Genomic DNA, 24,935 nt, shown 5'->3' on the forward strand with positions numbered 1-24,935 from the left:
GACCAGCACGTGGCCGGTCAGCCGAAGAGATATTGATGACTGAGACTACTGCCAATTCCGTCCCGGCGTTTGCCTCCCTGGGGCTGTCCGCTCCTGTCCTGAAAGCGATCGCCGAGATGGGCTATTCCACGCCGTCTCCCGTCCAGGCAGGTGCGATTCCTGCCGTGCTGGAAGGCCGTGATGTGATGGCTGCCGCGCGCACCGGTACCGGCAAGACTGCCGGTTTCGCCCTGCCGCTGGTCGAGCGCCTCTCACAGAGCGCTCCCGCGGGTGCCCGCAAGATCAAGGCCCTGATCGTCACGCCTACGCGTGAACTGGCCGCGCAGATCGACGAGAACGTCACTGCCTATTCCCGTCACCTGAAGCTGCGCAACGCCGTGGTATTCGGTGGCGTGAAGATCAACCCGCAGATCAGCCGCCTGTCCTCTGGTGTCGAGATCCTGACCGCCACGCCGGGCCGCCTGCTGGACCTGCACTCCCAGAAGGCCATCGACTTCTCCGATCTCGAGACGCTGGTGCTGGATGAAGCGGACCGCATGCTGGACATGGGCTTCATCCACGACATCCGTCGTCTGCTCAAGCTGCTGCCGACCAAGCGTCAGACGCTGCTGTTCTCCGCGACCTTCTCCGATGAGATTCGCGGCATGGCCAACAAGCTGCTGAATGACCCGGTGGCGGTGGAAGCCAGCCCGCGCAACACCACGGCCGAGAAGGTCGAGCAGCATATCCACACCGTGGAGAAGAGCCACAAGCCTTCACTGCTCAAGCACCTGATCATCAAGGAAAACTGGCACCAGGTGCTGGTCTTCACCCGTACCAAGCACGGTGCCAACCGTCTGGCGACCAAGCTCGAGAAGTCCGGCATCAGTGCTGCGGCGATTCACGGCAACAAGAGCCAGAATGCGCGTACCAAGGCACTGGCCGGCTTCAAGAACGGCGAAGTGCGAGTGCTGGTCGCGACGGACATCGCGGCGCGTGGTCTGGATATCGAGCAGCTGCCGCAGGTCGTGAACTACGAACTGCCCAACGTGCCGGAAGACTACGTGCACCGTATCGGGCGTACCGGCCGTGCCGGCGCCAGCGGGCGTGCCATCTCGCTGGTCTCCAGCGATGAGCGCAAGGAACTCGGCGGCATCGAGCGTCTGCTCAAGGGCAAGCTCAAGCGCGTCGAAGTGGAAGGTTTCGTGCCGGAAGTCGATGTCGAGCCGGAACGTGAGCCGCGTCAGCCGCGTGGTGGTCAGCGCTCGGGTGGCCAGCGTACTGGCGGCAAGCCTGCCGCTGAAGGCCGTGGCAATGGCGGCCAGCGCTCTGGCGGCGCACGCTCTGGCGGCCAGCGTTCTGGCGGCCAGCGCACTGGCGGCAAGCCTGCTGGTGAAGGTCGTGGCAATGGCGGCCAGCGCTCTGAAGGTCAGCGTACTGGCGGCAAGCCTCAGCAGACCGCGCGTGTCGATGATGACAACCGCGGCAACCGTGCACCGGTACAGCGTGAAGTCGATGGCAATCGCGTCGCGCCGCAGCCGGAAGTGAACGGCAACCGTGCGCCGAACGCGCCGAGCAATGATGAGCGCCCGCGTCGCCGCTCACGTGGTGGCCGCAATCGCTCCAGCGGTGGCAACGGTGGTGGCCGCTCCAACGGCTGAGCCGCGTCGTAGAGGCCAAGGCTGGAAAAGAAACGCCCCGACAACCTTGCGGTTGTCGGGGCGTTTGCGTGTCAGGAGCGGAAGCGACTGATCAGACGTCTTCTTCCCAGTCGATCTCGTAATCCGGGCCAGTGCCCTGGATGTCTTGCTCACCACGCACGCCATCACCGCGCAGGCGGGTATGGATGGCCAGCATCACCAGCACCTCGTTGTCCGGGCGGAAGGGCTGCAGGCCCTGTTCGAACAGCATGTTGTTGCGCTCGCGCGCCCAGTCACCCGGTGCAAGCTCAGGGTAGAGGCCTTCCGCCGGCGCGAACTCGATGAAGGGGTCCATGTTGTAGGCGTCGAACAGGCGGGCCAGTGCCTGCTCGTCATCCATGACGCCGGTGGTATAGAGCGTGGTCTGGTAGTAGTCCTGCTCCAGCTCCTTGAGCACATCGAGGGGGCTGACGCCGAAGCTGCGCAGGTCGTCCAGGCTGTAGTCGCCCAGCTCCAGCATCTCGCCATCCAGCCATTCGTCATCCGGCTGGATCAGTACATGCTTCATCTGGCCATCGGGCAGCGCCCAGGCGATGGCCAGCGGCAGACTGGAGTCCTCGCCGGTCTCGACGGCGATGAAGGCGGGGAAGTCCCCTGTTTCGGGTTCATATTCGTGCATGGTGATGTCCAGAGCAGGGAAGCGTGCAGGGAAAGTCGTTGATGCCGATTACAGGCGGAAGAAGCGTGTGGCAGTGGCGCTGGTGGCCTCTGCGAGTTCTTCCATGTCGATACCACGCAGCGCCGCGACCTCCGCCATGATCCACACCAGCAGAGAGGGTTCATGACGCCGCCCCTTGAGCTTGGCGGGCAGATTGCGCGGTACCAGATAGGGGCAATCGGTTTCCAGCATCAGGCGTTCGAGGGGAATCTCGCGGCACAGGCTGCGCAGGTGTTCGCCTCGGCGCTCATCACACAGCCAGCCGGTCAGGCCGATGTGCAGATCGAGATCCAGATAGCCGTAGAGCGTCTCGCGCTCACCGGTGAAGCAGTGCACGACGGCGTGACTGATATCGTCGCGCCAGTGCTTGAGCATCTCGAGCATCTGGCGACCGGCGTCACGTTCATGCAGAAACAGCGGCAGGCCTGTCTCGGCGGCCAGCGTCAGCTGCGCTTCGAACGCTCGGGCCTGTTCGGCGGGCGTCGAGAAGTTGCGATTGAAGTCGAGGCCACATTCCCCCACCGCGACGACCTCCGGCTGCGCCAGTAGCTCCCGGATGCCGCGTTCGACACCGTCGTTCCACTGGCTGGCATCATGCGGATGCACACCGGCGGTGGCAGAAAGGCCACGATAGCGTGCCGCCAGCGCCTGGGCCTCACGCGAGCCATCCAGGCTGGTGCCGGTCAGGATCTGCTGGCTGACGCCCGCCGCGCGTGCTCGCAGCAAGGTGCCCTCGATGTCGCGCGCGTAGCTCTCATGCGTCAGGTTGACGCCGATGTCGACCAGCGCAGAGGGGCTGGCGAAACGCAGCTCCGGTGCCAGCAGCGTCAGCGCGGCCGCGATATCGGCCTCGCCGAGTTCAAGGTCATCACACAAGGCGGCAAGCGTCTCGTCGGACAGCCGCTCGCTATCATAGTAGGGCAGGGAGGCAGGATCGGCATGCGGGGGAAGCGCGGACATCGGACACCCTTGGGATCGCGGGGAGGGAGAAGACTCGTGACAGCGCAAGGCCGGGCAATAGCCCGCCGGCCTGGCACTCGATAGCGCTGCATGCCAGGCGGGCCTTGGCAGCGCAGGGCACGTGACGTGATTTCAAGCGGTCGGCCATTCTACCCAAGGCGCCGGCGTCTTTCAGCCCTTGCGGCGTCTTCCATCGCCTGCACGCTGCGCCTCGGGTAGAATGGCAGCATTCTCCGGCGCGCGTCGCTGGCGGCGGCCTGTCCGCCTGACTCCCACTTCCTCCGTGGCCTTCCCGGCCGTGGACCCGTCACGAGTTGCTGCTGCACATGGCATTGTTACGACTGGAAAATCTTCAGCTGGCCTATGGCCATCACGTCTTGCTCAACGGGGCGGACCTTGTCGTCGAGCGCGGCGAGCGTCTGGCGCTCGTCGGCCGCAACGGCACCGGCAAGTCGACCCTGCTCAAGCTGATCACCGGCGAATTCCAGGCCGATGCCGGTGAGCTGTGGAAGGCGCCGGGCCTCAAGATCGGCGTGCTCTCGCAGGACCTGCCGGCCGCCGAAGGACGCACCATCTTCGATATCGTCGCTGAAGGCCTGCCGAAGGCGGGCGCGCTGCTGGCGGAATATCATCACCTGATCAGCGATCCCGAGCCGGACCTCAAGCGTCTCGAGCACGTGCAGGTCGCGCTGGAAAGCGTCGATGGCTGGCAGTTCCAGCAGCGTATCGATACCGTGCTGACCCGCCTGGGCCTGCCGGAAGACACCATGATGGAAGACCTGTCCGGCGGCTGGCGCCGTCGTGTCGCACTGGCGCGTGCGCTGGTGTCCGACCCGGACCTGCTGCTGCTCGATGAGCCGACCAACCATCTGGATCTCGATACCATCGCCTGGCTGGAAGAGCAGGTCGCGGCCTTCTCCGGCGCCGTGCTGTTCATCACCCACGACAGGGCCTTCCTGAAGCGCCTCGCGACCCAGATTCTGGAGCTGGACCGTGGCCGTCTCGGGCGTTATCCGGGCGATTACGCGGCCTACCAGGCCCAGAAGCAGCACGATATGGATGTCGAGGCCAAAGAGAACTCCGAGTTCGACAAGAAACTGGCCCAGGAAGAGACCTGGATCCGCCAGGGGGTCAAGGCGCGTCGTACCCGCAATGAAGGCCGTGTGCGTGCGCTGGAGAAGATGCGTGCCGAGCGTGGCCAGCGGCGTGAAGTGCAGGGCCGTGCGCGTATCGCCGTCGACTCCGCCGAGCGCAGCGGCAAGCGGGTCGTGGAGCTGGAGAACGTCAGCTATCGCTACGATGAGGCGCAGGAGCAGTGGGTCATCCGTGACCTGAGTGTCGAGATCCAGCGCGGCGACAAGGTCGGCCTGCTGGGGCGCAACGGCGCGGGCAAGACCACGCTGCTGCACATTCTGCTCGGTCAGCTGGAAGCCAGCGAGGGCAAGCGCATCGAAGGCACCAAGCTGCAGATCGCCTACTTCGATCAGCTGCGCAAGGGCCTCGACATGGAAGCCACCGTCTACGACAACGTGGCGCGCGGCAGCGACCGTGTCACGGTTGGCGGGCGTGACATGCACGTGATGAGCTACCTGCAGAACTTCCTGTTCACGCCGGACCGCGCGCGTCAGCCGGTTCGCTCCCTGTCAGGGGGCGAGTCCAACCGCCTGCTGCTGGCGCGTCTGTTCACCATGCCGGCCAACGTGCTGGTGCTCGATGAGCCGACCAACGACCTGGATGTCGAGACGCTGGAGCTGCTCGAGGAGCTGTTGCTCGACTTCGACGGTACCGTGCTGCTGGTTTCCCACGACCGTGCCTTCATGGACAACGTGGTCACCAACATCCTCGCCTTCGAGGGCGACGGGGTCGTCAAGCCGTATGTCGGGGGTTACAGCGACTGGATACGTCAGGGCGGGCATCTGCCGCCGGCACCGTGGGAAGTCGAGCGTGAGCGCGAGGAAAAGCACCGTCGTGATGCCCAGGCAGAAGACGAGCGCCGCAAGCGTGAGGCCGCCCAGGCGCAGCAGGCCAACAAGAAGGTCAAGCTGCCCTACAAGTTCCAGCGCGAGCTGGACCTGATTCCGGCGACCATCGAGAAGCTGGAAGCGGAGATCGCGACGCTGGAAGCCGAGATCGCGGCGCCGGAGTTCTACACCGGGGATGCCAAGGCGGTGAAGAACACGCTGGAGAAGCTCAGCCACAAGCAGCAGGTGCTGGAAGAGACGATGGAACGCTGGATGGAACTTGAGGCCATGCAGGAAGGCTGAAGCCGCAAGTGACGGTCCTGCACACGTTCGGTCATGAACTACGGTCATGAGTGACGATGCTTGATGACCGTGCGGTGCAGAAAGCCCGTCAGCTGAACACACAAGAGGGCTGCCCATGGGCAGCCCTCTTGTCGTCCCTCACATGTCATCGACGTGAGGTGTCGTCTGGCATGAGGTGTCGTCTAGCCGGCCGCCATCATTCCTCGCTGTCATCCGCGCCGACGCGCACCGCCAGCACGTCACACTGGGCACCGTGCAGGACACCCGTGGAGGTGGAGCCCAGCAGCAGCGCAAAGCCATGTCGACCATGCGAGCCGACCACGATCAGGTCCACGTCGTGTTCGGCCGCGAAGCGATGAATCTCGCTGTCCGGCATGCCGACCACCACGTACTGGTCTTCGGCGGCGATATCATGGGGGGAGGCGATCTCGCCAAGCCGTTCACGGGCGTGGGAATCCAGCTGGTCCTGGATGCTGGTCAGATCCATCGGGATATCACCGCCATAGGCAAAGCCCAGCGGTTCCAGCGTATGGATGATGGAAATCTTGGCGCCGTTGCGCTTGGCGATCGGCAGTGCCCGCTCCAGCACCAGATGGGAATCCTTGGTCAGGTCGACAGCGACCAGTACATGCTTGTATTCGTTGCTCATCCTGAGGTCCTCCCGCAGAGGTTGGCCATTCGAGTGGCGTCGTGCACCTGCTTCCATGCTAGGCTTGCCGCCCCCTTGAACACAATGACTTACATCAACGTAATGGCAGTGCGTGATACGCAACACTGCGGGGCTGCATAGCCTATCCTGCGCTTTCACGCCACGTCCTGCTTGATGAAACCCTTGAATAGACAACCGTTGGATAGACGATGACGACTGCGCTGATCATCATTTTTGTCGTGCTGGCGATGCTGTCGCCGCTGACCTGGTTACGCCCCAGCAAACGCGAGACGCGCACTTCACTGGTCCGCAAGGCGGTGATCGCCGATGGCATGCGGGTTGATCTCAAGGCGCCGGCGCTTTCTGACGCGCCCAAGGGCATCGTCGGTTACCGCCGCCCCTGGCCGACCGAACGCGATGTCACGCCCTTCATTCTGGTGCAGGATGAATGGGCCAGTGATGCCCTGCGTGAAGCGGTGCCGGGCTATCGCTGGCGCGAAGAGAGTCGCCTGGCGGATGACCCTGATGTTGCCGCGGCGCTGCTGCGCTTCACGCGCACGCTGCCGGAGGATGCCCTGATGCTGGAGTCGTCGCTCTCCGGTCTGACGCTGTGGTGGGGCGAGAGTCTGGATGTGGAGAGCTGCCACGACTGGCGGCGCGAATTCGAGGCCTTGCATGCGTTGTTGATCGACAAGGCGCCTATTTCGCACAAGCGTCGACCGCTGGTGGGCACCGAGCCGAAGATGCCGGACGCCTGACACGCGCAGCCTTCCCGCCTGCAGAAAAAAGCCCCCATCGAGTCACTCGATGGGGGCTTTTTCATGTCCCGCTTGCGCTCATGTCCTGCTGGCGCGGCCGGTCATTATCGGTCGGCGTGTAGGCTCAGGCGCTCTCCGGCACCTTCTCGGAGATTTCCAGGCCATTGCGCTCCATGACGCGCAGGCATTCACAGAATTGATCGACCTGCGCTTCACTCAGGCCCTCGAGCATCTCGATGCGAGTCTGCTCGGCGATGGCATCGATCTTCTCGATCAGTGGCAGCGCCTTGCGGGTCAGGAAGATGCGCTTGGTGCGGCGGTCTTCCTCACAGGCACGGCGCTCGACCAGGCCCTGTTCGGTCAGTTGGTCCAGGGTGCGAACCAGCGACGGGGCTTCGATACCGATGGAGCGAGCCAGATCACATTGGGGCTGACCATCGCCCATGCGCCACAGGTGTACCAGCGTCATCCAGCGAGTCTGGGTCAGCCCTAGTGGGGACAGTCGCTGGTCCAGAATGGCGCGCCACAGGCGCGGCAGGCGGGAAAGCTTGAGTCCGATATCTTCATGCATGGATAGGTCGTCCGCTGAGTGCAAATGTGAAGGGGCTTTTGTCATTGGCGCGCGTCCAGTATCACTCAAACCTGAATGAGACTGATTCCTTGCGCGCGCCGCCCTTCACATCAGCATGCTAGGCAGTCTGGATAATTACAAGCCTGCGAACGAATTTTACGTCCAAGGTCGAGTAACTCAGCGTTCCCGCTTGCAAAGTGACTCATGATGGCGACTGTCACAAACCCGGAATCAGGTTGGTGATACGCCAGCCGGGGATGCCGGGCGGCTGGCTGATGGTGCTGTCGGCCAGGGTCGCCTGCTGCGGATCATCGCTGACCACGAAGCGCAGACTGCCGATGCGCTGTCCGTTCATCGTCTCGACATCGATGCGCCACTCGCCCTCGCTGCCCTGCGGGAAGGCCGTCTTGTGCGTCCAGGCGCGGTAGCCTTCGCTGCGCCCGCCATTGATGTTCAGGGCGATGCGATCGACGACTTCGCCGTCATGCCGCCAGACGTGATAGACCTTCTCCGACAGGCCGCGCGGCGCGCGGATGGCCGTGAAGGCGTAGAGGCCTCGGGCGGAGAGTTGCGCAGGCGTCAGCTGCATCTCGCCACGCGGTGCGCGCGCCGCGGTATCGAAGTCCGGCGACAGGCTGCTGGCATTGATCCACAGCGTGGCGGGCGGAATCCAGGCGCGTGCCCCCCATGCGCCTACCCCGAGCATCACGCTGATGCCGATCATCGCCAGACCGCCGACCACCCCACGCGCGATGCGCAGGTTGGCGACGCTGGGCAGCGCGAACAGGCTCATGGCGGCACAGGCGGCCAGCAGGCTCTCGCCCGTGGTCAGCTCCAGCAGCAGGGGCAGGGTGACCAGTACCACCACGAACACGCACAGGGCGTGGAAGCCGAAGTACAGCCAGCGATGGCGCTCGGCCAGCCGGTAGTAGAAGGGATCGAGAATCGACAGCAGGGTCGCGCCGCACAGCAGCAGCGTGAAGCCCGCCTGGCCGCTGGCCCAGTCGGTGGTCGCCAGGAAGAACGGCAGCGTGAAACACAGTGTCTCCTGCTGGATCAGCTGGGCCACGAAGGTCGCCAGCTTGCGGGGCAGGGCATTCTGGCCGCGATGGCGGCGCAGACGGCTCCACAGGCCTTCGGCGATCAGGATCAACCAGGCCAGCATCATGCCCAGCGCCAGCATGCCGCCTAGCCATTGCTGACGATTGACGAGGAAGAAACTGCAGATGCCGGCGGCGAAGCCGATGGGCGGCCATAGCCAGTGCCAGCGCTTGGTGCGTTCGACAAGGCCGGTCAGGCGCAGATACAGGGCGGTGAGAGTGCTGCTCATGAAAGCATGATATCGATGAGGCCTTTGAAAGCCTGCTGGCGCGCGAGGAGGTGTCGCGGCCAGCCTGCGGGTTGGGAAAGCGTTCAGGGTAACGCGGCTGCCTTGTGCGGTGTAGCGTCGATCTTTGCCTACATCGGCTGTCGATGGCGTGCGCCAGTCAGCCCGGGCCAGTATACAGACGCCCCGTGACCCCCGACCTTTCGCTAATGTCCGCAGGCTTGATCTTTGCCCGTCACTGGCCCAAGCTGGCTGTATTCAAACGCTTGTATGAAGCGCTGTGATGAGAGATGACTCTCGCGCGGTGCCTCTGCCAGCGGCGAGTCCGGCGAGGCCGGTTGCCAGCACCCTCATGGCCAACGCCAAATGGCAGTGACCCTCGAGCGCCCGGCAGCCCCTTCACCTCTTTCTCTTGTGGAGATCCGTGGATGATCTATTCAGGCAAAACGCTAACCGTCGAGGCCAATCAGGACGCCATCGCCCTGTTGACCCTCGATCTTGAAGGCGAATCGGTCAACAAGCTGGCCAGCTACGTACTCAAGGAGCTGGGAGAGGCGGTCGAGGCCATCAAGGCGACGGCCGACCTCAAGGGGCTGGTCATCCGCTCCGCCAAGGAAGCGTTCGTGGTCGGTGCCGACATCACCGAGTTCCATCAGATGTTCGAGAAGGATGAAGCCTTCCTCATCGACATGAACATGAACATCCATGGCATCTTCAATGCCATCGAGGACCTGCCGTTCCCCACCGTCACTGCCATCAATGGGCTGGCGCTGGGCGGCGGCTGCGAGATCACCCTGACCACCGATTTCCGGGTCATGGCCGACAGCGCCAAGATCGGCCTGCCGGAAACCAAGCTCGGCATCATCCCGGGCTGGGCGGGCTGTGTGCGCCTGCCGCGCCTGATCGGGGCGGACAACGCCATCGAGTGGATCTGTGGTGGCACCGAGAACCGTGCCGACAAGGCGCTGGCAGTGGGCGCCGTCGATGCCGTCCTGCCGGTGGCCGAGCTGGACGCGGCGGCACTCGACATTCTGGCGCGTGCCAATGCCGGCGAGCTGGACTATCAGGCGCGTCGTCTCGAGAAGACCTCGCCGCTCAAGCTCAATGCCATCGAGCAGATGATGGCCTTCGAGACCGCCAAGGGCTTCGTGGCCGGCAAGGCCGGTCCGCACTATCCGGCGCCGGTGGAGGCCATCAAGGTCATCCAGAAGGGCGCGGGGGAATCGCGTGAGCGTGCCCAGGCCATCGAGGCCAAGACCTTCGCCAGGATGGCGCTGACCGACGTGGCCTTCAATCTGGTCGGCCTGTTCATGAACGATCAGGTGGTCAAGAAGAAGGCCAAGGGTTACGAGAAGCAGGCCAGCGAGATCAAGCAGGCCGCCGTGCTGGGGGCCGGCATCATGGGCGGCGGCATCGCCTACCAGAGCGCCAGCAAGGGCACGCCGATCCTGATGAAGGACATCAACGGCGAAGCCATCGAACTGGGCCTCAAGGAGGCTCGCAAGCTGTTCGGCAAGGGCGTCGAGCGCGGCAAGCTGACCACCGAGAAGATGGCGCAGGGCCTGTCCAACATCCGCCCGACGCTGTCCTACGGTGACTTCGGCAATGTGGACCTGGTCGTCGAGGCGGTGGTCGAGAATCCCAAGGTCAAGGCCTCGGTGCTGGCCGAGCTCGAGGACAACGTCGCCGAGGACGCCATCCTGACCTCCAACACCTCGACCATCTCCATCACGCGGCTGGCCGAGTCGCTCAAGCGTCCCGAGAACTTCTGCGGCATGCACTTCTTCAACCCGGTGCACCGCATGCCGCTGGTCGAGGTCATCCGTGGCGAGAAGTCCAGCGATGCGGCCATCGCCGCGACCGTCGCCTATGCCCGCCAGATGGGCAAGACGCCGATCGTCGTCAACGACTGCCCGGGCTTTCTGGTCAACCGCGTGCTGTTCCCCTACTTCGGTGGCTTCAGCCTGCTGGTCGAGAAGGGCGCCGACTATCAGCGCGTCGACAAGGTGATGGAGAAGTTCGGCTGGCCGATGGGCCCGGCCTACCTGCTGGATGTGGTCGGCATGGATACCGCGGTGCACGCCAATGCCGTGATGGCGGAAGGCTTCCCGGACCGCATGGCGCGAGACGGCAAGACCGCCATCCAGGTGATGTACGACAACAAGCGCCTCGGCCAGAAGAATGATCTGGGCTTCTACCGCTACGAGGAAGACCGCAAGGGCAAGCCGAAGAAGCTGGCGGATGATGAGGCTCAGGCACTGGTGGCCCAGGTTGTCAGCGAGACGCGCGAGTTCTCCGATGAAGACATCATCGCGCGCATGATGGTGCCGCTGTGCATGGAAACCATCCGCTGCCTGGAAGACGACATCGTCGGCAGCCCGGCCGAGGCCGACATGGCCTTGATCTACGGCATCGGCTTCCCGCCGTTCCGTGGTGGCGCGCTGCGCTATGTCGATGCCATGGGCGTGGCCGAGTTCGTCGCGCTGGCCGACAGCCTGGCCGATGAGCTGGGGCCGCTGTATCGCCCGACCGAGGCGCTGCGCGAGCGCGCCAAGCGTGGCGAAGTCTTCTACTCCTGAGCCTTTGATGGCTGAGCGCCCGAGTGGCCGCCAGCACTATCCGACCAGAATTTTCGGCCCTCGCGACAGCGAGGGCCATGAGGGAGCCAGACAATGAATCTGAATCCGAGAGATGTGGTAATCGTCGATGGCGTGCGTACCGCCATGGCCAAGGCCAAGAACGGTGCCTTCCGACACGTGCGCGCCGAGAATCTGTCCGCCGCGGTGATGCAGGCGCTGTTCGATCGCAATCCCGGCCTGGTGCCGGCCGAGGTCGACGACATCATCTGGGGCTGCGTCAACCAGACCCTGGAGCAGTCCATGAACATCGCGCGCAATGCCGCCATCATGACCGGCATTCCGCGCACCGTACCGGCGCAGACGGTCAACCGCCTGTGTGGTTCCTCGATGAGCGCCCTGCATATCGCCACCGCCAACATCAAGGCCGGCATGGGCGACTTCTATATCATTGGCGGTGTCGAGCACATGGAGCACGTGCCGATGGCACACGGGGTCGACGTCAACCCGGCGGCCAGCAAGCATGCGGCCAAGGCGGCGATGATGATGGGCCTGACCGCGGAACTGCTCGGCAAGATGCATGGCGTGAGTCGTGAGCAGCAGGATGAGTTCGGCGTGCGCTCTCACCAGCGTGCCCAGGCTGCCGCCGATGAAGGTCGCTTCGATGACGAGATCATCGGCGTCGAGGGCCATGATGCCGAGGGGCGTCGCGTGATGGTGACCCGCGATGAGGTCATCCGTGGCGATGCCAGCATGGAGTCCATGGGCAGCCTCAAGCCGGTGTTCGATCCCAAGGGCGGCAGCGTGACGGCGGGTACTTCCTCCGCGCTGTCAGTGGGCGCCTCGGGCATGGCGGTGATGAGCGCCGAGCGCGCCGAAGCGCTGGGCCTCAAGCCTATCGCTCGTGTGCTGTCCACTGGCGTGGCAGGCTGTGACGCCTCCATCATGGGCTACGGGCCGGTGCCGGCCTCCAAGCAGGCGCTCAAGGCGGCAGGTCTGACCATCGAGGACATTCAGACCGTCGAGCTCAATGAGGCCTTTGCGGCGCAGTCGATTCCGGTACTCAAGGACCTTGGCCTCTTGGAGCGTGTCGATACGGCGGTCAACCTCAACGGCGGCGCCATCGCGCTGGGCCACCCGCTGGGTTGCTCCGGTTCGCGTATCTGCACCACGTTGCTCAACGTCATGAAGCAGCAGAACACGCGCCTGGGCCTGGCGACCATGTGCATCGGCATGGGCCAGGGCGTCGCGACCGTGTTCGAGCGCCTCGACTGAACGTCAGCGTCTTCGATAAGCGATCAGGCCCCGCCTGATACCTCAAGCGGCATGTCTTCGGACATGCCGCTTTTTCGTTGGCAGGCTTTTGTCTGGAAACGCGGAGGGCGGCGCAGTATCGTGGCAATGGGCGATCGAGCGTCACGTCGCCCCGGGCTTGATGATTGAGGTTACGCGAGGGAGTCGCATCGATGGACTGGAATCATGTCGAGCAGGATCTGCCGCGCGCCACGCCGCCCAGACCCTTGCCACACCCCCTGACCTTCCGGTTGCCGGCGGGCAGTATTGATTGTCACCTTCACCTGTTTGGTGACCCGGTGCGTTACCCATTGGCGGCGGACAGAACCTATGACCCGGCCCCCGTGGGGCTCAATGAAGCACTTGAGATGCATCATGCACTGGGCGCCAGCCACGGCGTGCTGATACAGCCCAGTGTCTATGGCTATGACAATCGCCTGCTGTGCGACAGCCTGCAGAGCTGTCGTGAGCGTGGGCTGGATTACCGTGGCGTGGCGGTTGTCACCCCCGACATCAGTGATGCCGAGCTTGAGCGGCTCTCCGAGCTGGGTGTCTGTGGCGTTCGCCTCAACCTGATCTTCGCCGGCGGGTTGCGCTGGCGTGATGTGGTGCTGCTGGCGGATCGCCTGGCACGCTTCAAGTGGCACCTGGAATGTCTGATCGATGTCTCGACCTTCCGTGACATGGAAGCGCGCCTCGGCAGCTTGCCGGTGCCGGTGGTGATCGACCACATGGGCCATCTGGCGGCCACGCGTGGCCCTGAATGTCCCGGCTTTGCCGCGCTGTGTCGACTGCTCAAGCAGGGGCGCACCTGGGTCAAGCTGTCGGCGCCTTACCGGCTGACCACGCGCGGACGCTTGCCTTACTCCGATGTCACGGCGCTGGTGCGGGCGCTGGTGGCGGCCAATCCGGAGCGCGTCGTGTGGGGCAGTGACTGGCCGCATCCCTATATCGGCGTCGAGATGCCGGAGGAGGACACCCTGGCCGAGCTGATGCAGCGCTGGTTGCCGGAGCGCGAGATGCGCGAGAAGATCTTCCGCGACAACCCGCGCAAGCTTTATGGCTACAAGGCGTTCGTGAAATCCAAGGCGGATGCGGCGCACTGAGCGAAGAGTTGCCACGCTCGCAGGGCGCAATTGAGTGACGCGGCATCACTTGTGTAAGCCGAAAAGCCGCATAGGGCACAGAAGCCGAATGACAAGACGCCCCCATCAGCCTGCTGGTGGGGGCGTCTTGATGATTGGCGAAGAAAGACAAGAGGGGAGCCGGAGAAAGACAAGAGGGGAGCCGAAGAGAAAGACAAGCGAGGAGCAGGGGAGCAAGTCAAGCGAGGAGAGGCGTGGCCCGCAGCGTCTAGCGGGTCTGGAAGGCCACGCGCGTGCCATGGGCCAGCAGGCTGGCATTGTCGACCGGCGTCGTGGGCAGGCCGATCATCTCATCCTGCACTTCCGCCCAGGTCTGCACGCCGTGGGTCAGCCCCAGCGGCAACAGCAGGCGGCTGATCCACTGGGTGCCGGTGAAACTCAGGGACTGGCCGTTGTCATCGACCAGACGACTGATGCCAGCGGCGTGATGCAGGCGAACCACATGAAGCCCTTGATCCAGCGTCTGCACTTCCACTGTCAGGGTATTGCCCTCGGCGAGCCACAGCCGCAGGGTCTCGACGTCGACGGCTTCGCCAAGCGTGCTGGAGGAAGTCTGCATGTGTTCTCCCGGGTATCTGAATCACACCACCTTGTAGGCGTGAGGCAGTTCGGCCAGTGGGCCGCGTCCGCCGGCGAGTGTCAGGGCGAGATCGACCATCCCGTCCCAGATGGGCAGCGTCATCCCGCCCTTGATCGCCATGTCGAGTCGCTGCGAGAACAGCAGCAGCTTGTGCAGGCGCTTGTGGGGCAGGCGGTTGAGCGCCTGTTGATAGAAGGGGCGACGCTTGTCGAAGATCATCGGCTTCTGCGCCTTGCAGGCATGCTCGAAGCTCTGGCCTTGATCGAGGTGCTGGCGCAGCGAGAGCAGTGTGCGCAGCTCGCGGGTCAGTGCCCACAGGATCACCGGCGGCTCGACGCCTTCTCCCCGCAGCCCGAGCACGATGCGGCCACTGCGCTCGACTTCCCCCTTCAGACACGCATCGGCCAGCGTGAAGACATCATAGCGGGCATTGTCCTCGACGCCCTGGACGATGGCATTGCCATCCAGGCGTGCGCCCGGCGGGTGCAGCAGTGCGAGCTTCTGCAACTCCTGATCCGCGGCCAGCAGATTGCCCTCGATGCGCTCGGCCAGCAGGCGAGCGGCGTCCTGATTCAGCTCGAGGCCGTGACGACGGGCGCGATCGCGAATCCAGAAGCCGAGGCGGGAGTGGTCCACCGGCCACACCGCGATGAAGACGCCGACCTTCTCCAATGCCTTGAACCACGCCGTCTGCTGCACCTTGCGATCGAGACGCGCTGCGGTGATCAGCAGGATGTCGCCATCCTTCTCGATGCGCTCGGCGTAGGCCTTGAGGACCTTGCTGCCTTCCTGGCCGGCACTCTGGGTGCCCATGCGCAGCTCGATCAGCTTGCGCGAGGCGAACAGTGACATGCTGGCGGCAGACTCGGTCAGGCGGCCCCACTGAAAGCCGTTCTCGACATGCAGTACCTCGCGCTCCTCGACACCGGCAGCGCGCGCCGCACGCCGGATGGCGTCGCAGCTTTCCTGGTGAATCAGCGGCTCATCACCGGCCACGATATAGACGGGAGACAGGCGCTTGTTGAGCTGCTCGTCGAGCTTGTCGGGATAGACCTTCATGAATGTCCTTCGATACTGCGCGGGTCTGGTGGGCAAGTGCGCCTAAGGCTCGGGCGGCCAGTCACGAGCAGGGTGCTAGCCCCGGCGTGATGGTGGCCCTGAACAGGCACGGCCCCATGATGATCGGTTGCCCGATATCGTGGAGCCGTGCCTGGCGAACGTTGCGACTTCCAATCTCTACCAACTGCTGCCAGCTTTCTTCCACTTCTCCCGGCCTCGCCTGTCGTCAATCGTCTGGCCTTTCAGCACTCATGGATCACGATTCATGACTCACGAACGGGGGCTTCAGTGCGGAAGCGTGGAGCTCAGGGCTTGATCGCGCGCAGGCGCTCCAGCAACTGACGGCTCAGATCACGATTGACTTCCTTGGCCGCGCGCTCACGCAGGTCATCGGTGTTGAGCAGGTCGTCATCGTTGGTGTAGTAGAGGCTGCTGGCCTGCAGCTCCTGCTGGTTGGCCAGGTAGGCCCCATCGGACTTGCGCTGCAGCGAGTAGGTCAGGCGATAGGTCAGCTCACGCTTGATGCTGCCGGCATCGCCGTAGGTGATCTGCTGCACGTTCTCACGGACCTTGCCCAGGTTGAGGGTCAGCGGTGCGCTGTCGCTCAACTGGACGTCGGCACGCTCGAGGGCGTCGCGCAGGGCGTCGTGGGTCTTGGTGATCGGTGCCTGGACGTCCAGCTCGGTGATGGCCATCGGCGCATCGTTCACGCCGCGCAGCTGGAAGCCGCAGCCGCTCAGCGTCAGCGCCAGGCCGACGCCGAGGGCGGCCAGCACACGACGGCGGCCGAGGCCGCGGGATGCATGCTCTGATGTGTCTGCTGAAACACTGGAAGACTTCGCTTGCGTCACCGTGACCTCCTGTCATGAACGAGTGTCATGAATATCTTGCGAGAGCGCTGCGTGGTGCCTGTCAGCATCACGCAGCGCACGGAATATGGCCGTCAGAGACCGACATCCTTCCAGCTGCCTGTCGGGCTCTGACGGGACCGGCGACTCGGGCCGCCGGTATCTTGCTCGGTCTGGTCGCTATCAGTTGGCGACGATATTGACCAGCTTGCCCGGCACCACGATCACCTTGCGCACCGTCTTGCCATCGGTGTGCTTGGTGACATTGGCATCTGCCAGCGCCGCGGCTTCGATGGCGTCGCGATCGGCATCGGCGGCGAAGGACAGACGCGCACGCAGCTTGCCGTTGACCTGCACGACCAGCTCGATGCTGTCCTTCTTCATCGCCTCGGCATCGGCGGCCGGCCAGCTGGCGTCGATCACGGCTTCGTCGTGGCCCAGTGTCGCCCACAGCGAGTGGCTGGCATGCGGGATGATCGGCGACAGCAGCAGCACGCAGGCCTCGACGGCTTCACGGCTGACGGCCAGACCCTGCTCGGAGGTATCCTCGAAGCGGCTGATGGCGTTGACCAGCTCCATCACGGCCGCGATGGCGGTGTTGAAGGTGGTGCGGCGGCCGATGTCATCGCTGCACTTGGCGATGGTCTCGTGTGTCTTGCGACGCAGCGCCTTCTGATCATCGTTCAGGGCGGTCACGTCCAGCGCGCCCGGAGTGCCGGCGGCGACATGCTCGTGGACCAGACGCCAGACGCGCTTGACGAAGCGGTGCGCGCCCTCGACACCGGAATCGGACCATTCCAGCGACTGCTCCGGCGGCGCGGCGAACATCATGAACAGGCGCACGGTGTCGGCACCGAAGCGATCGATCATCGACTGCGGGTCCACGCCGTTGTTCTTGGACTTGGACATCTTCTCGGTGCCACCGATCACCACCGGCAGACCATCGGACTTCAGCACGGCCTTGATGGCGCGGCCCTTGTCGTCGGTCTCGACGTCCACGTCCAGCGGGTTGAACCAGTCACGGCCGCCCTTGGCGTTGATGCGGTAGTAGGTATCCGCGATCACCATGCCCTGGGTCAGCAGCTGCTTGAACGGCTCGTCGCTGTCGACCAGGCCGAAGTCACGCATCAGCTTGTGGAAGAAGCGCGAGTAGAGCAGGTGCAGGATGGCGTGCTCGATGCCGCCGATGTAGTAATCGACCGGCAGCCAGTAGTTGGCGCGCTCGTCCAGCATGGCATCGGCGTTGTCCGCACAGCAGAAGCGCGCGTAGTACCAGGAGGACTCCATGAAGGTGTCGAAGGTATCGGTCTCGCGCTGCCAGCCATCGCCCAGGTCACTGAAGGACGGCATCTTCTTGATCGGCGAGCCACCGGAGGCGTCGAATTCGACTTCCAGCGGCAGAGCGACCGGCAGTTCGTTGTCGGTCAGCGGGATGGATTCACCGTTCGGGCCATTCTTGACCGGGATCGGTGCGCCCCAGTAGCGCTGACGGGAGACACCCCAGTCGCGCAGACGGAAGTTGGTCTTGACCTCACCACGGCCCTGCTCGACCAGGCGTGCGGCGATGGCATCGAAGGCGCTCTCGAAGTCGAGGCCATCGAAGTCACCGGAGTTGATCAGCACGCCGTGCTCGGTGAAGGCGGCTTCGCTGACGTCAGGCGCATTGCCGTCGGCATCGGCGATCACGGCTTCGATCGGCAGGTCGTACTTGGTGGCGAATTCGTGGTCACGCTCGTCGTGGGCCGGCACGGCCATCACGGCACCGGTGCCGTATTCCATCAGCACGAAGTTGGCGACGAAGACCGGCACTTCACGGCCGGTCAGCGGGTGGATGGCCTTGAAGCCGGTATCCATGCCGCGTTTTTCCATGGTCGCCATGTCGGCTTCGCTGGTGCCGCCACGCGCGCACTCGGCGTTGAACTCGGCCAGCTCCGCATTGTGCTCCGCCGCGGCCTTGGCCAGCGGGTGAGCGGCGGCGACGCCAACGTAGGTCACGCCCATCAGGGTGTCCGGACGGGTGGTAAAGACGGTCAGGGATTCCTGCACCTGGCTGGCCTTGGCATCGAGGCCGAAGCTCAACTCGACACCGCGCGACTTGCCGATCCAGTTGCGCTGCATGGTCTTGACCTGCTCCGGCCACTCGACCTTGTCGAGGTCGGCCAGCAGTTCTTCGGCGTAATCGGTGATGCGCAGGAACCACTGCGGGATTTCCTTGCGCTCGATCAGCGCGCCGGAACGCCAGCCACGGCCGTCGATGACCTGCTCATTGGCGAGCACAGTCTGGTCCGCCGGGTCCCAGTTGACGATGGAACTCTTCTTGTAGACGACACCCTTCTCGACCAGCTTGGCGAAGAACCACTGCTCCCAGCGATAGTATTCCAGGTCGCAGGTGGCGAACTCACGGCTCCAGTCGTAGGCGAAGCCCAGCGCCTTGAGCTGATCGCGCATGTAGGCGATGTTCTCGTGGGTCCACTTGCCCGGCGCGACGTTGTTCTTCATCGCGGCGTTTTCCGCCGGCAGGCCGAAGGCGTCCCAGCCCATCGGCTGCATGACGTTCTTGCCCTGCATGCGCTGGAAGCGCGAGATCACGTCACCGATGGTGTAGTTGCGCACGTGACCCATGTGCAGCTTGCCGCTGGGGTAGGGGAACATCGACAGGCAGTAGAACTTCTCGCGGTTGGCATCTTCCACCGCCTTGAAACACTGATTTTTCTCCCAGTACTGCTGGGCAGCCTGTTCGATCTGATCGGGAGCGTACTGTTGAGAAGTATCCTGTGAATCCATCGGGTCCGTCACTACCTTGGCATTGGCCGCTACCCGTCACCAGGGACAGGCAGGGCGTGAAGAGGTGGGCGGTCACATCGGGATGGGCCGCCGCTGTCTGCGATGGGGTCAAGTCTACCCCAGACGCCAGGACTCAGGTAGGGGAGGCGAGCGCTGTGGCGCCAGGCGAATGCGCTTCATGCTGCCAGTGCCACGCGCTTGATGCGTGTCAGGGAGTGGAAGAGTGTGGCTTGTGTCGCAACGCCAACGCCACCATGCTGAAGGTAGAGCGCCATGCCCTCCCGCAGTACGGGAGAAGGTGAAGACACAAGGAGAGTCCATGAGCCAACCACGTGAACCCCGCGATCCCCATGAGCCGATCAGCGCCACGGATCGTGATACGGCTGCCACGTCCTCGCACGACAGTGGCTTTGAAGATACGCCGATGCCCTCGCGCTCAGCTTCCAGCCAGCCGCAGGGCGAAGGTGAAGGACGTCTCGGCGATGCCTATGGGCGAATCCTGACGCGGCTGGAAGACAGCAGCGGTGAGCTGTCGTGGGATGGCCTCAAGGCCGAGCTGGATGAGGCGGTCAAGTTCGAGGCCGAGGTCGAGGAATTCACGCTCGACGAGCTGGCGCTGCTGCGTGCCTGGGTCGAGCGTGACATGCGTGAATTCCGCCGCCATCTGGCGACCGGTGGAGAAGGGATCGCCAGCTGGCTGGGGATCGACCTCTCGGTGCTGTCGCGCAGTGTCAGTTCCGCGCTGATGTCGATCGCGGACCGCACCGTGGTGGACCGCGCCCACTTCGAGGAAGACCTCGAGGCCGCGCGCGCCGACTACACCAGCGGCGAGGTCATCGCGCCGGGGCTATTGCATTGCGTGCACTGTGAGTCGACCACCATGCTCACGCGGCCCAGCGTGCTGGAACCCTGCCATGCCTGTGGACATCGATTCTTCTCGCGTGGCGCGCCGCCCGTCACTCGTCAGCCTCCCGCGGCCGATGAGAGTGATCAGGGCTGATGGCGACACCGTCAGACTGGTTCGCCCCGGCGCATGCCACCTGGAGCGCCGGGCAGCGCCACAAGGCGTTGCAACAGCTGATCGATCACTTCAATCAGCGCCCGCGTCCACGTGAGGCGGGCCTCTTCAAGCAGATCTCCTATTACCTGTTTCTGCTCGCGGATTATCGCTCGGCCAGCCAGATTCTGGCCCAGGGGCATGTGGAGTGTCCGGCCGATGAAGAGATCGCGCTCAATCAGGTAGTGTGTCTGTCGCGCGCCAATGATGCCGCTGGCTCGCTGGCGGCCGGTGAGGCATTGGCCGCACGGGGCTGTCTCAATCCGGTGCTGTTCGACTCGCTGGCCAGCAGCGCGGCCAGACTCAAGCGTCATGACGAGGCACGCGAGCATGGCAGTCGCGCCCTGGCGCTCAAGGACGAGCAGCATGGGGGGCTGCCGTTGGCGAAGGGCTGGCGACTGCCCGCTGAATCCCCCTCGGCAGTCGCCGCCGGCAAGACGCGTGTGCTGTCCTTCGGCCTCTGGGGCAAGGGGCCGCGCTATTTGAACGGCATGCTGCATAACCTGCTGTTGGCGCCGGTGCTGTATCCGGGGTGGCGGGTTCGGCTCTATCACGATGACAGCGTGCCCGATGATTTCCTGGCTCTGGCGCGGGAACTGGACGCCGAGCTGATCGAGCGTCCCTCCAGTGACACCCTGAGACAGCGGCTGTGTTGGCGCTTCGCGGTCGCCGATGACCCGACGGTGGGCTACTTCGTGGTTCGCGACTGCGACAGCGTCATCAGCCTGCGCGAAGTGCGTGCGGTGCAGATGTGGCTGACGTCCGGGCGCTTCTTCCATGTCATGCGTGACTGGTGGAGTCATACCGATCTGGTGCTGGCGGGGCTGTGGGGCGGGGTGGCCCGAGTCCTGCCGCCACTCGAGACATTGCTGGCCCAATGGCAGCCACAGCATGTCGAGACGCCGAATATCGATCAGTGGTTCATGAAGGAATGCGTGTGGCGCTATCTGCGCGAAAGTCTGGTCAGCCACGACCGGTGTTACTCGCTGCAGATCAAGGGGCGCGACAGCCTGAAGTTCCCGGATGACGTGCTGGGAGAAGCACCTGGCGGCACGGCGCATGTCGGCAGTGACGAGTGGACGCGCGATCGCGCCTTCCAGCTCCGCCAGCTGGGGCCATGGCTCAAGGAGGCCAGCTGGATGCGTGACAGCGACGTCTGAGCGCAATCCGCGATAAGCGTCTGCTGAGCGGGTTATATAGACACACGAAGGGCTGCCCATGGGCAGCCCTTCGTGTGTCTTGCCAGCAGTCCTTCGCTTGTCTTGCCAGCAGTGCTGTCGGGTCTAGCGACCTACCAGCCAGCCGATCCATTCATGCAGTGCCCAGCGTGACTGGGTCAGAGCGGAGCTGTTGGGGATCCAGGCATCGATGCCCAGCCCGGAGACTGTGGTGTAGCCCACCGGCGCCGGGATGATGGTGCGGAAGCCCTGGTTCTGGAAATTGCGCATCGCGCGCGGCATGTGCCAGGCGCTGGTCACCAGCACGATCTTGTTGATGTCGTCCTGCTCGAGCATCTCGCGCGTGAAGAGCGCATTCTGCTGGGTGTTCTCGCTGCGATTCTCCAGCCAGCGCGCCGGGTAGTCGAATTCATCGATCAGCGAGCGCTGCATCAGCTCGGCGAGGGTGCCGTCATCGGAGGACGATACCTTGCCACCGGTGAGCAGAATCGGCAGCTCCGCGTTTCGGGCCACGCGGACGCCTTCGTCCAGGCGGCTGAGCGTCTCGCCATTGATGCGATCGCGGCCTTGCAGCTCCGGGGCGTCGTAGTAGCGTCCGCCGGAAAGCACCACCACGGCTTGCGCCTGGATCCACTCTGCCGGTTCACTGGGCTGAATGCGCTCCAGCCCTGACATCAGGCGCGTGGAGACGACCGGCGAGGACAGCAGCCACATGCTCAGGATGGCCACGACCATCATGGAGCGTGCCAGGCCCGGCCAGCGCTTGAGCACGAGCATGGCCAGAAACAGCAGCAGGAGAGGCCCGCCGGGCGGCAATACCAGGTCCTTGATGATGCCGAGTAACTCGGTGATGCCCATTGTGGTCTCGCTTGTGCAGAGGCAGTGCCGGGCATCGGCCCGGCAACGGGTAAGGTTGAGCGTTCAAGCGTCTGAGGCCCTGGGGGCTCACACGTTCTGGCCCTCAGGCGTCCTGCGGGCGTTGACGGCGCGACTTGAGGCATTCGTTGATGCCCAGCACAAGGCCCGGCGCCAGCAGCAGCGCGATCAGAATCCACACCGGCAGCAGGCCGTAGTGCATCCAGGGCGTCATGCCCAGTTGCAGGCGGATATCGCCAGTGACGGTGGCCTCCTCGAACTGGGGTGCCTGGGCGATGATCTCACCCTGCGGCGAGATGATCGCCGTGACGCCATTGCTGGTGGCACGCAGCAGATAGCGGCCGTTTTCCAGCGCGCGCAGCTGAGCCATCTGCAGGTGCTGCAGCGGGCCGATGGAGTGACCGAACCAGGTGTCATTGGAGACGGTCAGCAGCACGGTAGAGCTCAAGGCGCGCTGGCGGACCAGCTCCGGATAGACGATCTCGTAGCAGATCGCCACGCCGATACGCAGACCGCTGACCATCAGTGGCGGCTGCTGGCTGTCGCCTGACTGCATGCTCGACATCGGCAGGTCCAGGAAGCCGATGATGCCCCGCAACCAGCTTTCCAGCGGCACATACTCGCCGAAGGGCACCAGGTGTTCCTTGCGATACTGGGCCGACGGGTCATCGATGGGAATCACGCTGTTGTAGAAGCGATTGTCGGCGTCACGCTCGACGATCCCGGTGATCAGACCGGTCTTGGGCGGCAGAGTTGCCTGGATGCGCTCGAGGAAGGGCTCGGCCTGGTCGCGCAGCATCGGCAGTGCCGTCTCCGGCCAGACGATCAGGTCGGCATCGTCCTGCACGGCGCGCGTCATCGCGGCGTAGGTATTGGCCGCACGGCGCTGACCTTCGGCGCTCCACTTGATCAACTGCGGCAGGTTGCCTTGCAGCAGGGCGACGCGTGCCGGCTGGCCGCCGGACTGTGTCCAGCTGGTCGGCAGCAGCAGACCCGCGCTCCACAGCACGAGCAGCGGCGCGATCGCCCACCAGCGGCGGCGCAGCGCCAGATTCCACAGCAACGCCCCGGACAGCGCGATGATCAGCGAGATACCGTAGACGCCAAGCACCGGCACCCAGCTGGCCAGCGGTGAGCCCACGGCACTGTTGCCCAGCAGCAGCCACGGGAAGCCGGTGAAGGCCCAGGTACGGAACAGCTCGCTGAGCACGAACACCGCGGCGAATGACAGCACATCGAGCTTGCGCGAGCAGAAGCGCTGCCACAGGCCCATCCACAGCATCGGGAACAGCGCCATGCAGGCCACGAACAGCATCGTCAGCAGTACCGCCAGCGGCATGCCGGTATAGCCATAATCATGGATCGAGACGTAGACCCAGCTGGCCCCGCTGCCGAACAGGCCGACCCCGAACCACCAGGCGCGCAGGAAGCCACCGCCTTCCATGCGCAGCGCCCCGTAGAGCAGGCCTGCGCCGATCGGGCCCAGCCACCACTGCTCGAAGGGGGCAAAGCTCAGGGTGACCAGTACCCCGGCAATGATCGCCAGTACATTGGCCAGCAACGAGGCGCCCGGGAAGCTCCTCGCGCGGGGGGAATCTGACATGCCGCTCTCCTTGTAAAATGCCAGACACATCGGCGGATGTGTCTGGCATTGTCCTCTATCGGGTCAGCCTGTGGTCAGGCCATGAATCACTCGCCGCTGATGTGCGCACGATGCTCGGCCGAGGGCGGCGCGTCACCGGTGGCATCTTCCAGACGACATACCTGTACCTGACGAATGCGACGATTGTCCGCATTGAGCACCGTGAAACGCCAGCCGGCGAAATCGGTGGATTCCTGACGGCGCGGCATGTGACCGAAGCGCTGAATCATCAGACCGCCGATGGTGTCGAATTCCTCATCGGAGAAGTCGGTATCGAAGTGCTCATTGAAGTCATCGATGGTGGTCAGCGCGCTGACGGCGAATTGGCCATCGCCCAGCTCGCGGATGTCCTCATCCTCATCGGTGTCGTGCTCATCCTCGATATCCCCGACGATCTGCTCGAGGATATCCTCGATGGTGACAAGGCCTGCCGTGCCGCCGTACTCGTCGATGACCACCGCCATGTGATTGCGGGTCTCGCGGAATTCCTTGAGCAGGCTGTTGAGGCGCTTGGATTCGGGGATGAACATTGCCGGACGGATCGCTTCGCGCAGATCGAAGCGCTTGCGCTCGCTGTCATTTTGCAGAATCAGCGGCAGCAGGTCCTTGGCCAGCAGGATGCCGAGCACCTCGTCGAGGTTCTCGTCGATGACGGGATAGCGGGAGTGAGCCGATTCAAGAATCAGCGGCAGGTACTCCTCCGGGCGCTGATCGACCTGAATGGCCTGCACCTGGGAGCGGGGGATCATCACCTCGCGCACCTGCTGGTCGCTGATTTCCAGCGCGCCTTCGATGATGGCGATGGCGTCCTGATCGAGGTTGAGGCGTGGGCCTACCTCAGCCAGAAACTGGAGCAGCTCGCTACGGGAGCTGGGTTCGTCGGTGTCGCTTGAGAAGGCGCCGAACAGCTTATCGAGCCAGGTTTTCGATTGGCTTCCCGATCGGTCTTCGCTCATGCGTTAGTTTCTCTTTTCCTCGGTGGCGATACCCCATCGTCGTGGTGGTATCGGGGCAGCCGAGTGACCCGGGGA

At 64.1% G+C, this 24,935-nt stretch carries 20 protein-coding genes; 8 read left to right on the forward strand and 12 right to left on the reverse strand.

Features of this window, described 5'->3' with window-relative positions; translation table 11 throughout:
• Positions 1–35: 35 nt before the first annotated feature.
• A complete protein-coding gene (locus R1T44_RS04535; RefSeq protein WP_317292673.1) occupies positions 36–1,640 on the forward strand; it encodes a DEAD/DEAH box helicase in 1,605 nt (534 codons plus the stop codon).
• 91 nt (positions 1,641–1,731) lie between these two features.
• Here R1T44_RS04535 and R1T44_RS04540 read toward each other — a convergent pair whose 3' ends face one another.
• Both R1T44_RS04540 and R1T44_RS04545 read right to left on the reverse strand, forming a co-directional pair.
• Positions 1,732–2,298 carry a hypothetical protein gene (locus R1T44_RS04540; protein WP_225347560.1) on the reverse strand — a complete coding sequence of 189 codons (567 nt, stop codon included), beginning with the start codon at positions 2,296–2,298 and terminating at the stop codon, positions 1,732–1,734.
• Positions 2,299–2,346: 48 nt separating this feature from the next.
• The gene (locus R1T44_RS04545) at positions 2,347–3,297 is read right to left on the reverse strand and encodes a TatD family hydrolase (RefSeq protein WP_317292674.1); all 951 of its coding nucleotides are present in this window, start codon (positions 3,295–3,297) and stop codon (positions 2,347–2,349) included.
• A 326-nt stretch (positions 3,298–3,623) separates the two neighbouring features.
• Here R1T44_RS04545 and R1T44_RS04550 point away from each other — a divergent pair, with 326 nt between their 5' ends.
• Positions 3,624–5,561: an ATP-binding cassette domain-containing protein gene (locus tag R1T44_RS04550; protein WP_317292675.1), complete on the forward strand. Its 1,938-nt coding sequence runs from the start codon at positions 3,624–3,626 to the stop codon at positions 5,559–5,561.
• Between the two features lie 196 nt (positions 5,562–5,757).
• Here the strand turns inward: R1T44_RS04550 and R1T44_RS04555 are convergent, their stop codons facing one another.
• On the reverse strand, positions 5,758–6,210 hold the full coding sequence (locus R1T44_RS04555) for a universal stress protein (RefSeq protein ID WP_043335309.1): 453 nt from the start codon (positions 6,208–6,210) through the stop codon (positions 5,758–5,760).
• A 209-nt stretch (positions 6,211–6,419) separates the two neighbouring features.
• Here R1T44_RS04555 and R1T44_RS04560 point away from each other — a divergent pair, with 209 nt between their 5' ends.
• Positions 6,420–6,968, forward strand: coding sequence for a hypothetical protein (locus R1T44_RS04560; protein ID WP_054555152.1), 549 nt, complete (start codon positions 6,420–6,422; stop codon positions 6,966–6,968).
• 124 nt (positions 6,969–7,092) lie between these two features.
• Here the strand turns inward: R1T44_RS04560 and slyA are convergent, their stop codons facing one another.
• Together slyA and R1T44_RS04570 are read right to left on the reverse strand one after the other, a co-directional pair.
• The gene (slyA, locus tag R1T44_RS04565) at positions 7,093–7,539 is read right to left on the reverse strand and encodes a transcriptional regulator SlyA (protein WP_043335305.1); all 447 of its coding nucleotides are present in this window, start codon (positions 7,537–7,539) and stop codon (positions 7,093–7,095) included.
• 217 nt (positions 7,540–7,756) lie between these two features.
• Entirely contained in the window at positions 7,757–8,869 is a 1,113-nt protein-coding gene (locus R1T44_RS04570) for a DUF5924 family protein (RefSeq protein ID WP_043335301.1), read from the reverse strand.
• Between the two features lie 425 nt (positions 8,870–9,294).
• Between R1T44_RS04570 and fadB the strand changes: the two genes are divergently transcribed.
• The 3 genes from fadB to R1T44_RS04585 all read left to right on the forward strand — a co-directional run bounded on the left by fadB (position 9,295) and on the right by R1T44_RS04585 (position 13,841).
• On the forward strand, positions 9,295–11,445 hold the full coding sequence (gene fadB, locus R1T44_RS04575; RefSeq protein WP_317292676.1) for a fatty acid oxidation complex subunit alpha FadB: 2,151 nt from the start codon (positions 9,295–9,297) through the stop codon (positions 11,443–11,445).
• A 93-nt stretch (positions 11,446–11,538) separates the two neighbouring features.
• Positions 11,539–12,717 carry an acetyl-CoA C-acyltransferase FadA gene (gene fadA / locus R1T44_RS04580; RefSeq protein WP_054555151.1) on the forward strand — a complete coding sequence of 393 codons (1,179 nt, stop codon included), beginning with the start codon at positions 11,539–11,541 and terminating at the stop codon, positions 12,715–12,717.
• A gap of 191 nt (positions 12,718–12,908) precedes the next feature.
• The gene (locus R1T44_RS04585) at positions 12,909–13,841 is read left to right on the forward strand and encodes an amidohydrolase family protein (RefSeq protein ID WP_107335475.1); all 933 of its coding nucleotides are present in this window, start codon (positions 12,909–12,911) and stop codon (positions 13,839–13,841) included.
• 247 nt (positions 13,842–14,088) lie between these two features.
• On the opposite strand, the gene R1T44_RS04590 is transcribed toward R1T44_RS04585, so the two are convergent.
• The 4 genes from R1T44_RS04590 to leuS all read right to left on the reverse strand — a co-directional run bounded on the left by R1T44_RS04590 (position 14,089) and on the right by leuS (position 19,151).
• Positions 14,089–14,439: a hypothetical protein gene (locus R1T44_RS04590; RefSeq protein ID WP_317292677.1), complete on the reverse strand. Its 351-nt coding sequence runs from the start codon at positions 14,437–14,439 to the stop codon at positions 14,089–14,091.
• A gap of 21 nt (positions 14,440–14,460) precedes the next feature.
• Positions 14,461–15,519 (reverse strand): DNA polymerase III subunit delta, encoded by a 1,059-nt coding sequence (gene holA / locus R1T44_RS04595; protein WP_043335288.1) that lies wholly within the window; start codon positions 15,517–15,519, stop codon positions 14,461–14,463.
• A 305-nt stretch (positions 15,520–15,824) separates the two neighbouring features.
• Complete coding sequence (locus R1T44_RS04600) at positions 15,825–16,370, reverse strand: LPS-assembly lipoprotein LptE (protein ID WP_279837237.1); 546 nt, start codon at positions 16,368–16,370, stop codon at positions 15,825–15,827.
• A gap of 180 nt (positions 16,371–16,550) precedes the next feature.
• On the reverse strand, positions 16,551–19,151 hold the full coding sequence (leuS, locus tag R1T44_RS04605; RefSeq protein ID WP_317292678.1) for a leucine--tRNA ligase: 2,601 nt from the start codon (positions 19,149–19,151) through the stop codon (positions 16,551–16,553).
• A 319-nt stretch (positions 19,152–19,470) separates the two neighbouring features.
• Between leuS and R1T44_RS04610 the strand changes: the two genes are divergently transcribed.
• Complete coding sequence (locus R1T44_RS04610; protein ID WP_317292679.1) at positions 19,471–20,151, forward strand: zinc ribbon-containing protein; 681 nt, start codon at positions 19,471–19,473, stop codon at positions 20,149–20,151.
• Positions 20,151–21,368 carry a tetratricopeptide repeat protein gene (locus R1T44_RS04615; protein ID WP_317292680.1) on the forward strand — a complete coding sequence of 406 codons (1,218 nt, stop codon included), beginning with the start codon at positions 20,151–20,153 and terminating at the stop codon, positions 21,366–21,368. Before R1T44_RS04610 ends, R1T44_RS04615 begins: the two co-directional genes overlap by 1 nt.
• A gap of 123 nt (positions 21,369–21,491) precedes the next feature.
• Here R1T44_RS04615 and R1T44_RS04620 read toward each other — a convergent pair whose 3' ends face one another.
• The 3 genes from R1T44_RS04620 to R1T44_RS04630 form a co-directional block, all read right to left on the reverse strand.
• Entirely contained in the window at positions 21,492–22,244 is a 753-nt protein-coding gene (locus R1T44_RS04620) for a YdcF family protein (RefSeq protein ID WP_317292681.1), read from the reverse strand.
• Positions 22,245–22,347: 103 nt separating this feature from the next.
• A complete protein-coding gene (gene lnt / locus R1T44_RS04625) occupies positions 22,348–23,865 on the reverse strand; it encodes an apolipoprotein N-acyltransferase (RefSeq protein WP_317292682.1) in 1,518 nt (505 codons plus the stop codon).
• 86 nt (positions 23,866–23,951) lie between these two features.
• On the reverse strand, positions 23,952–24,860 hold the full coding sequence (locus tag R1T44_RS04630; protein WP_052384764.1) for an HlyC/CorC family transporter: 909 nt from the start codon (positions 24,858–24,860) through the stop codon (positions 23,952–23,954).
• Between the last annotated feature and the right edge of the window lie 75 nt (positions 24,861–24,935).

This window comes from Cobetia amphilecti (assembly GCF_032923285.1).
GTDB lineage: Bacteria > Pseudomonadota > Gammaproteobacteria > Pseudomonadales > Halomonadaceae > Cobetia > Cobetia amphilecti.

Excerpts from the sequence above, each read along its gene's own strand:
- R1T44_RS04535 (WP_317292673.1), top strand. The coding sequence starts at position 36 with ATGACTGAGACTACTGCCAATTCCGTCCCGGCGTTTGCCTCCCTGGGG.
- R1T44_RS04540 (WP_225347560.1), bottom strand. The coding sequence starts at position 2,298 with ATGCACGAATATGAACCCGAAACAGGGGACTTCCCCGCCTTCATCGCC.
- R1T44_RS04545 (WP_317292674.1), bottom strand. The coding sequence starts at position 3,297 with ATGTCCGCGCTTCCCCCGCATGCCGATCCTGCCTCCCTGCCCTACTAT.
- R1T44_RS04550 (WP_317292675.1), top strand. The coding sequence starts at position 3,624 with ATGGCATTGTTACGACTGGAAAATCTTCAGCTGGCCTATGGCCATCAC.
- R1T44_RS04555 (WP_043335309.1), bottom strand. The coding sequence starts at position 6,210 with ATGAGCAACGAATACAAGCATGTACTGGTCGCTGTCGACCTGACCAAG.
- R1T44_RS04560 (WP_054555152.1), top strand. The coding sequence starts at position 6,420 with ATGACGACTGCGCTGATCATCATTTTTGTCGTGCTGGCGATGCTGTCG.
- slyA (WP_043335305.1), bottom strand. The coding sequence starts at position 7,539 with ATGCATGAAGATATCGGACTCAAGCTTTCCCGCCTGCCGCGCCTGTGG.
- R1T44_RS04570 (WP_043335301.1), bottom strand. The coding sequence starts at position 8,869 with ATGAGCAGCACTCTCACCGCCCTGTATCTGCGCCTGACCGGCCTTGTC.
- fadB (WP_317292676.1), top strand. The coding sequence starts at position 9,295 with ATGATCTATTCAGGCAAAACGCTAACCGTCGAGGCCAATCAGGACGCC.
- fadA (WP_054555151.1), top strand. The coding sequence starts at position 11,539 with ATGAATCTGAATCCGAGAGATGTGGTAATCGTCGATGGCGTGCGTACC.
- R1T44_RS04585 (WP_107335475.1), top strand. The coding sequence starts at position 12,909 with ATGGACTGGAATCATGTCGAGCAGGATCTGCCGCGCGCCACGCCGCCC.
- R1T44_RS04590 (WP_317292677.1), bottom strand. The coding sequence starts at position 14,439 with ATGCAGACTTCCTCCAGCACGCTTGGCGAAGCCGTCGACGTCGAGACC.
- holA (WP_043335288.1), bottom strand. The coding sequence starts at position 15,519 with ATGAAGGTCTATCCCGACAAGCTCGACGAGCAGCTCAACAAGCGCCTG.
- leuS (WP_317292678.1), bottom strand. The coding sequence starts at position 19,151 with ATGGATTCACAGGATACTTCTCAACAGTACGCTCCCGATCAGATCGAA.
- R1T44_RS04610 (WP_317292679.1), top strand. The coding sequence starts at position 19,471 with ATGAGCCAACCACGTGAACCCCGCGATCCCCATGAGCCGATCAGCGCC.
- R1T44_RS04615 (WP_317292680.1), top strand. The coding sequence starts at position 20,151 with ATGGCGACACCGTCAGACTGGTTCGCCCCGGCGCATGCCACCTGGAGC.
- R1T44_RS04620 (WP_317292681.1), bottom strand. The coding sequence starts at position 22,244 with ATGGGCATCACCGAGTTACTCGGCATCATCAAGGACCTGGTATTGCCG.
- lnt (WP_317292682.1), bottom strand. The coding sequence starts at position 23,865 with ATGTCAGATTCCCCCCGCGCGAGGAGCTTCCCGGGCGCCTCGTTGCTG.
- R1T44_RS04630 (WP_052384764.1), bottom strand. The coding sequence starts at position 24,860 with ATGAGCGAAGACCGATCGGGAAGCCAATCGAAAACCTGGCTCGATAAG.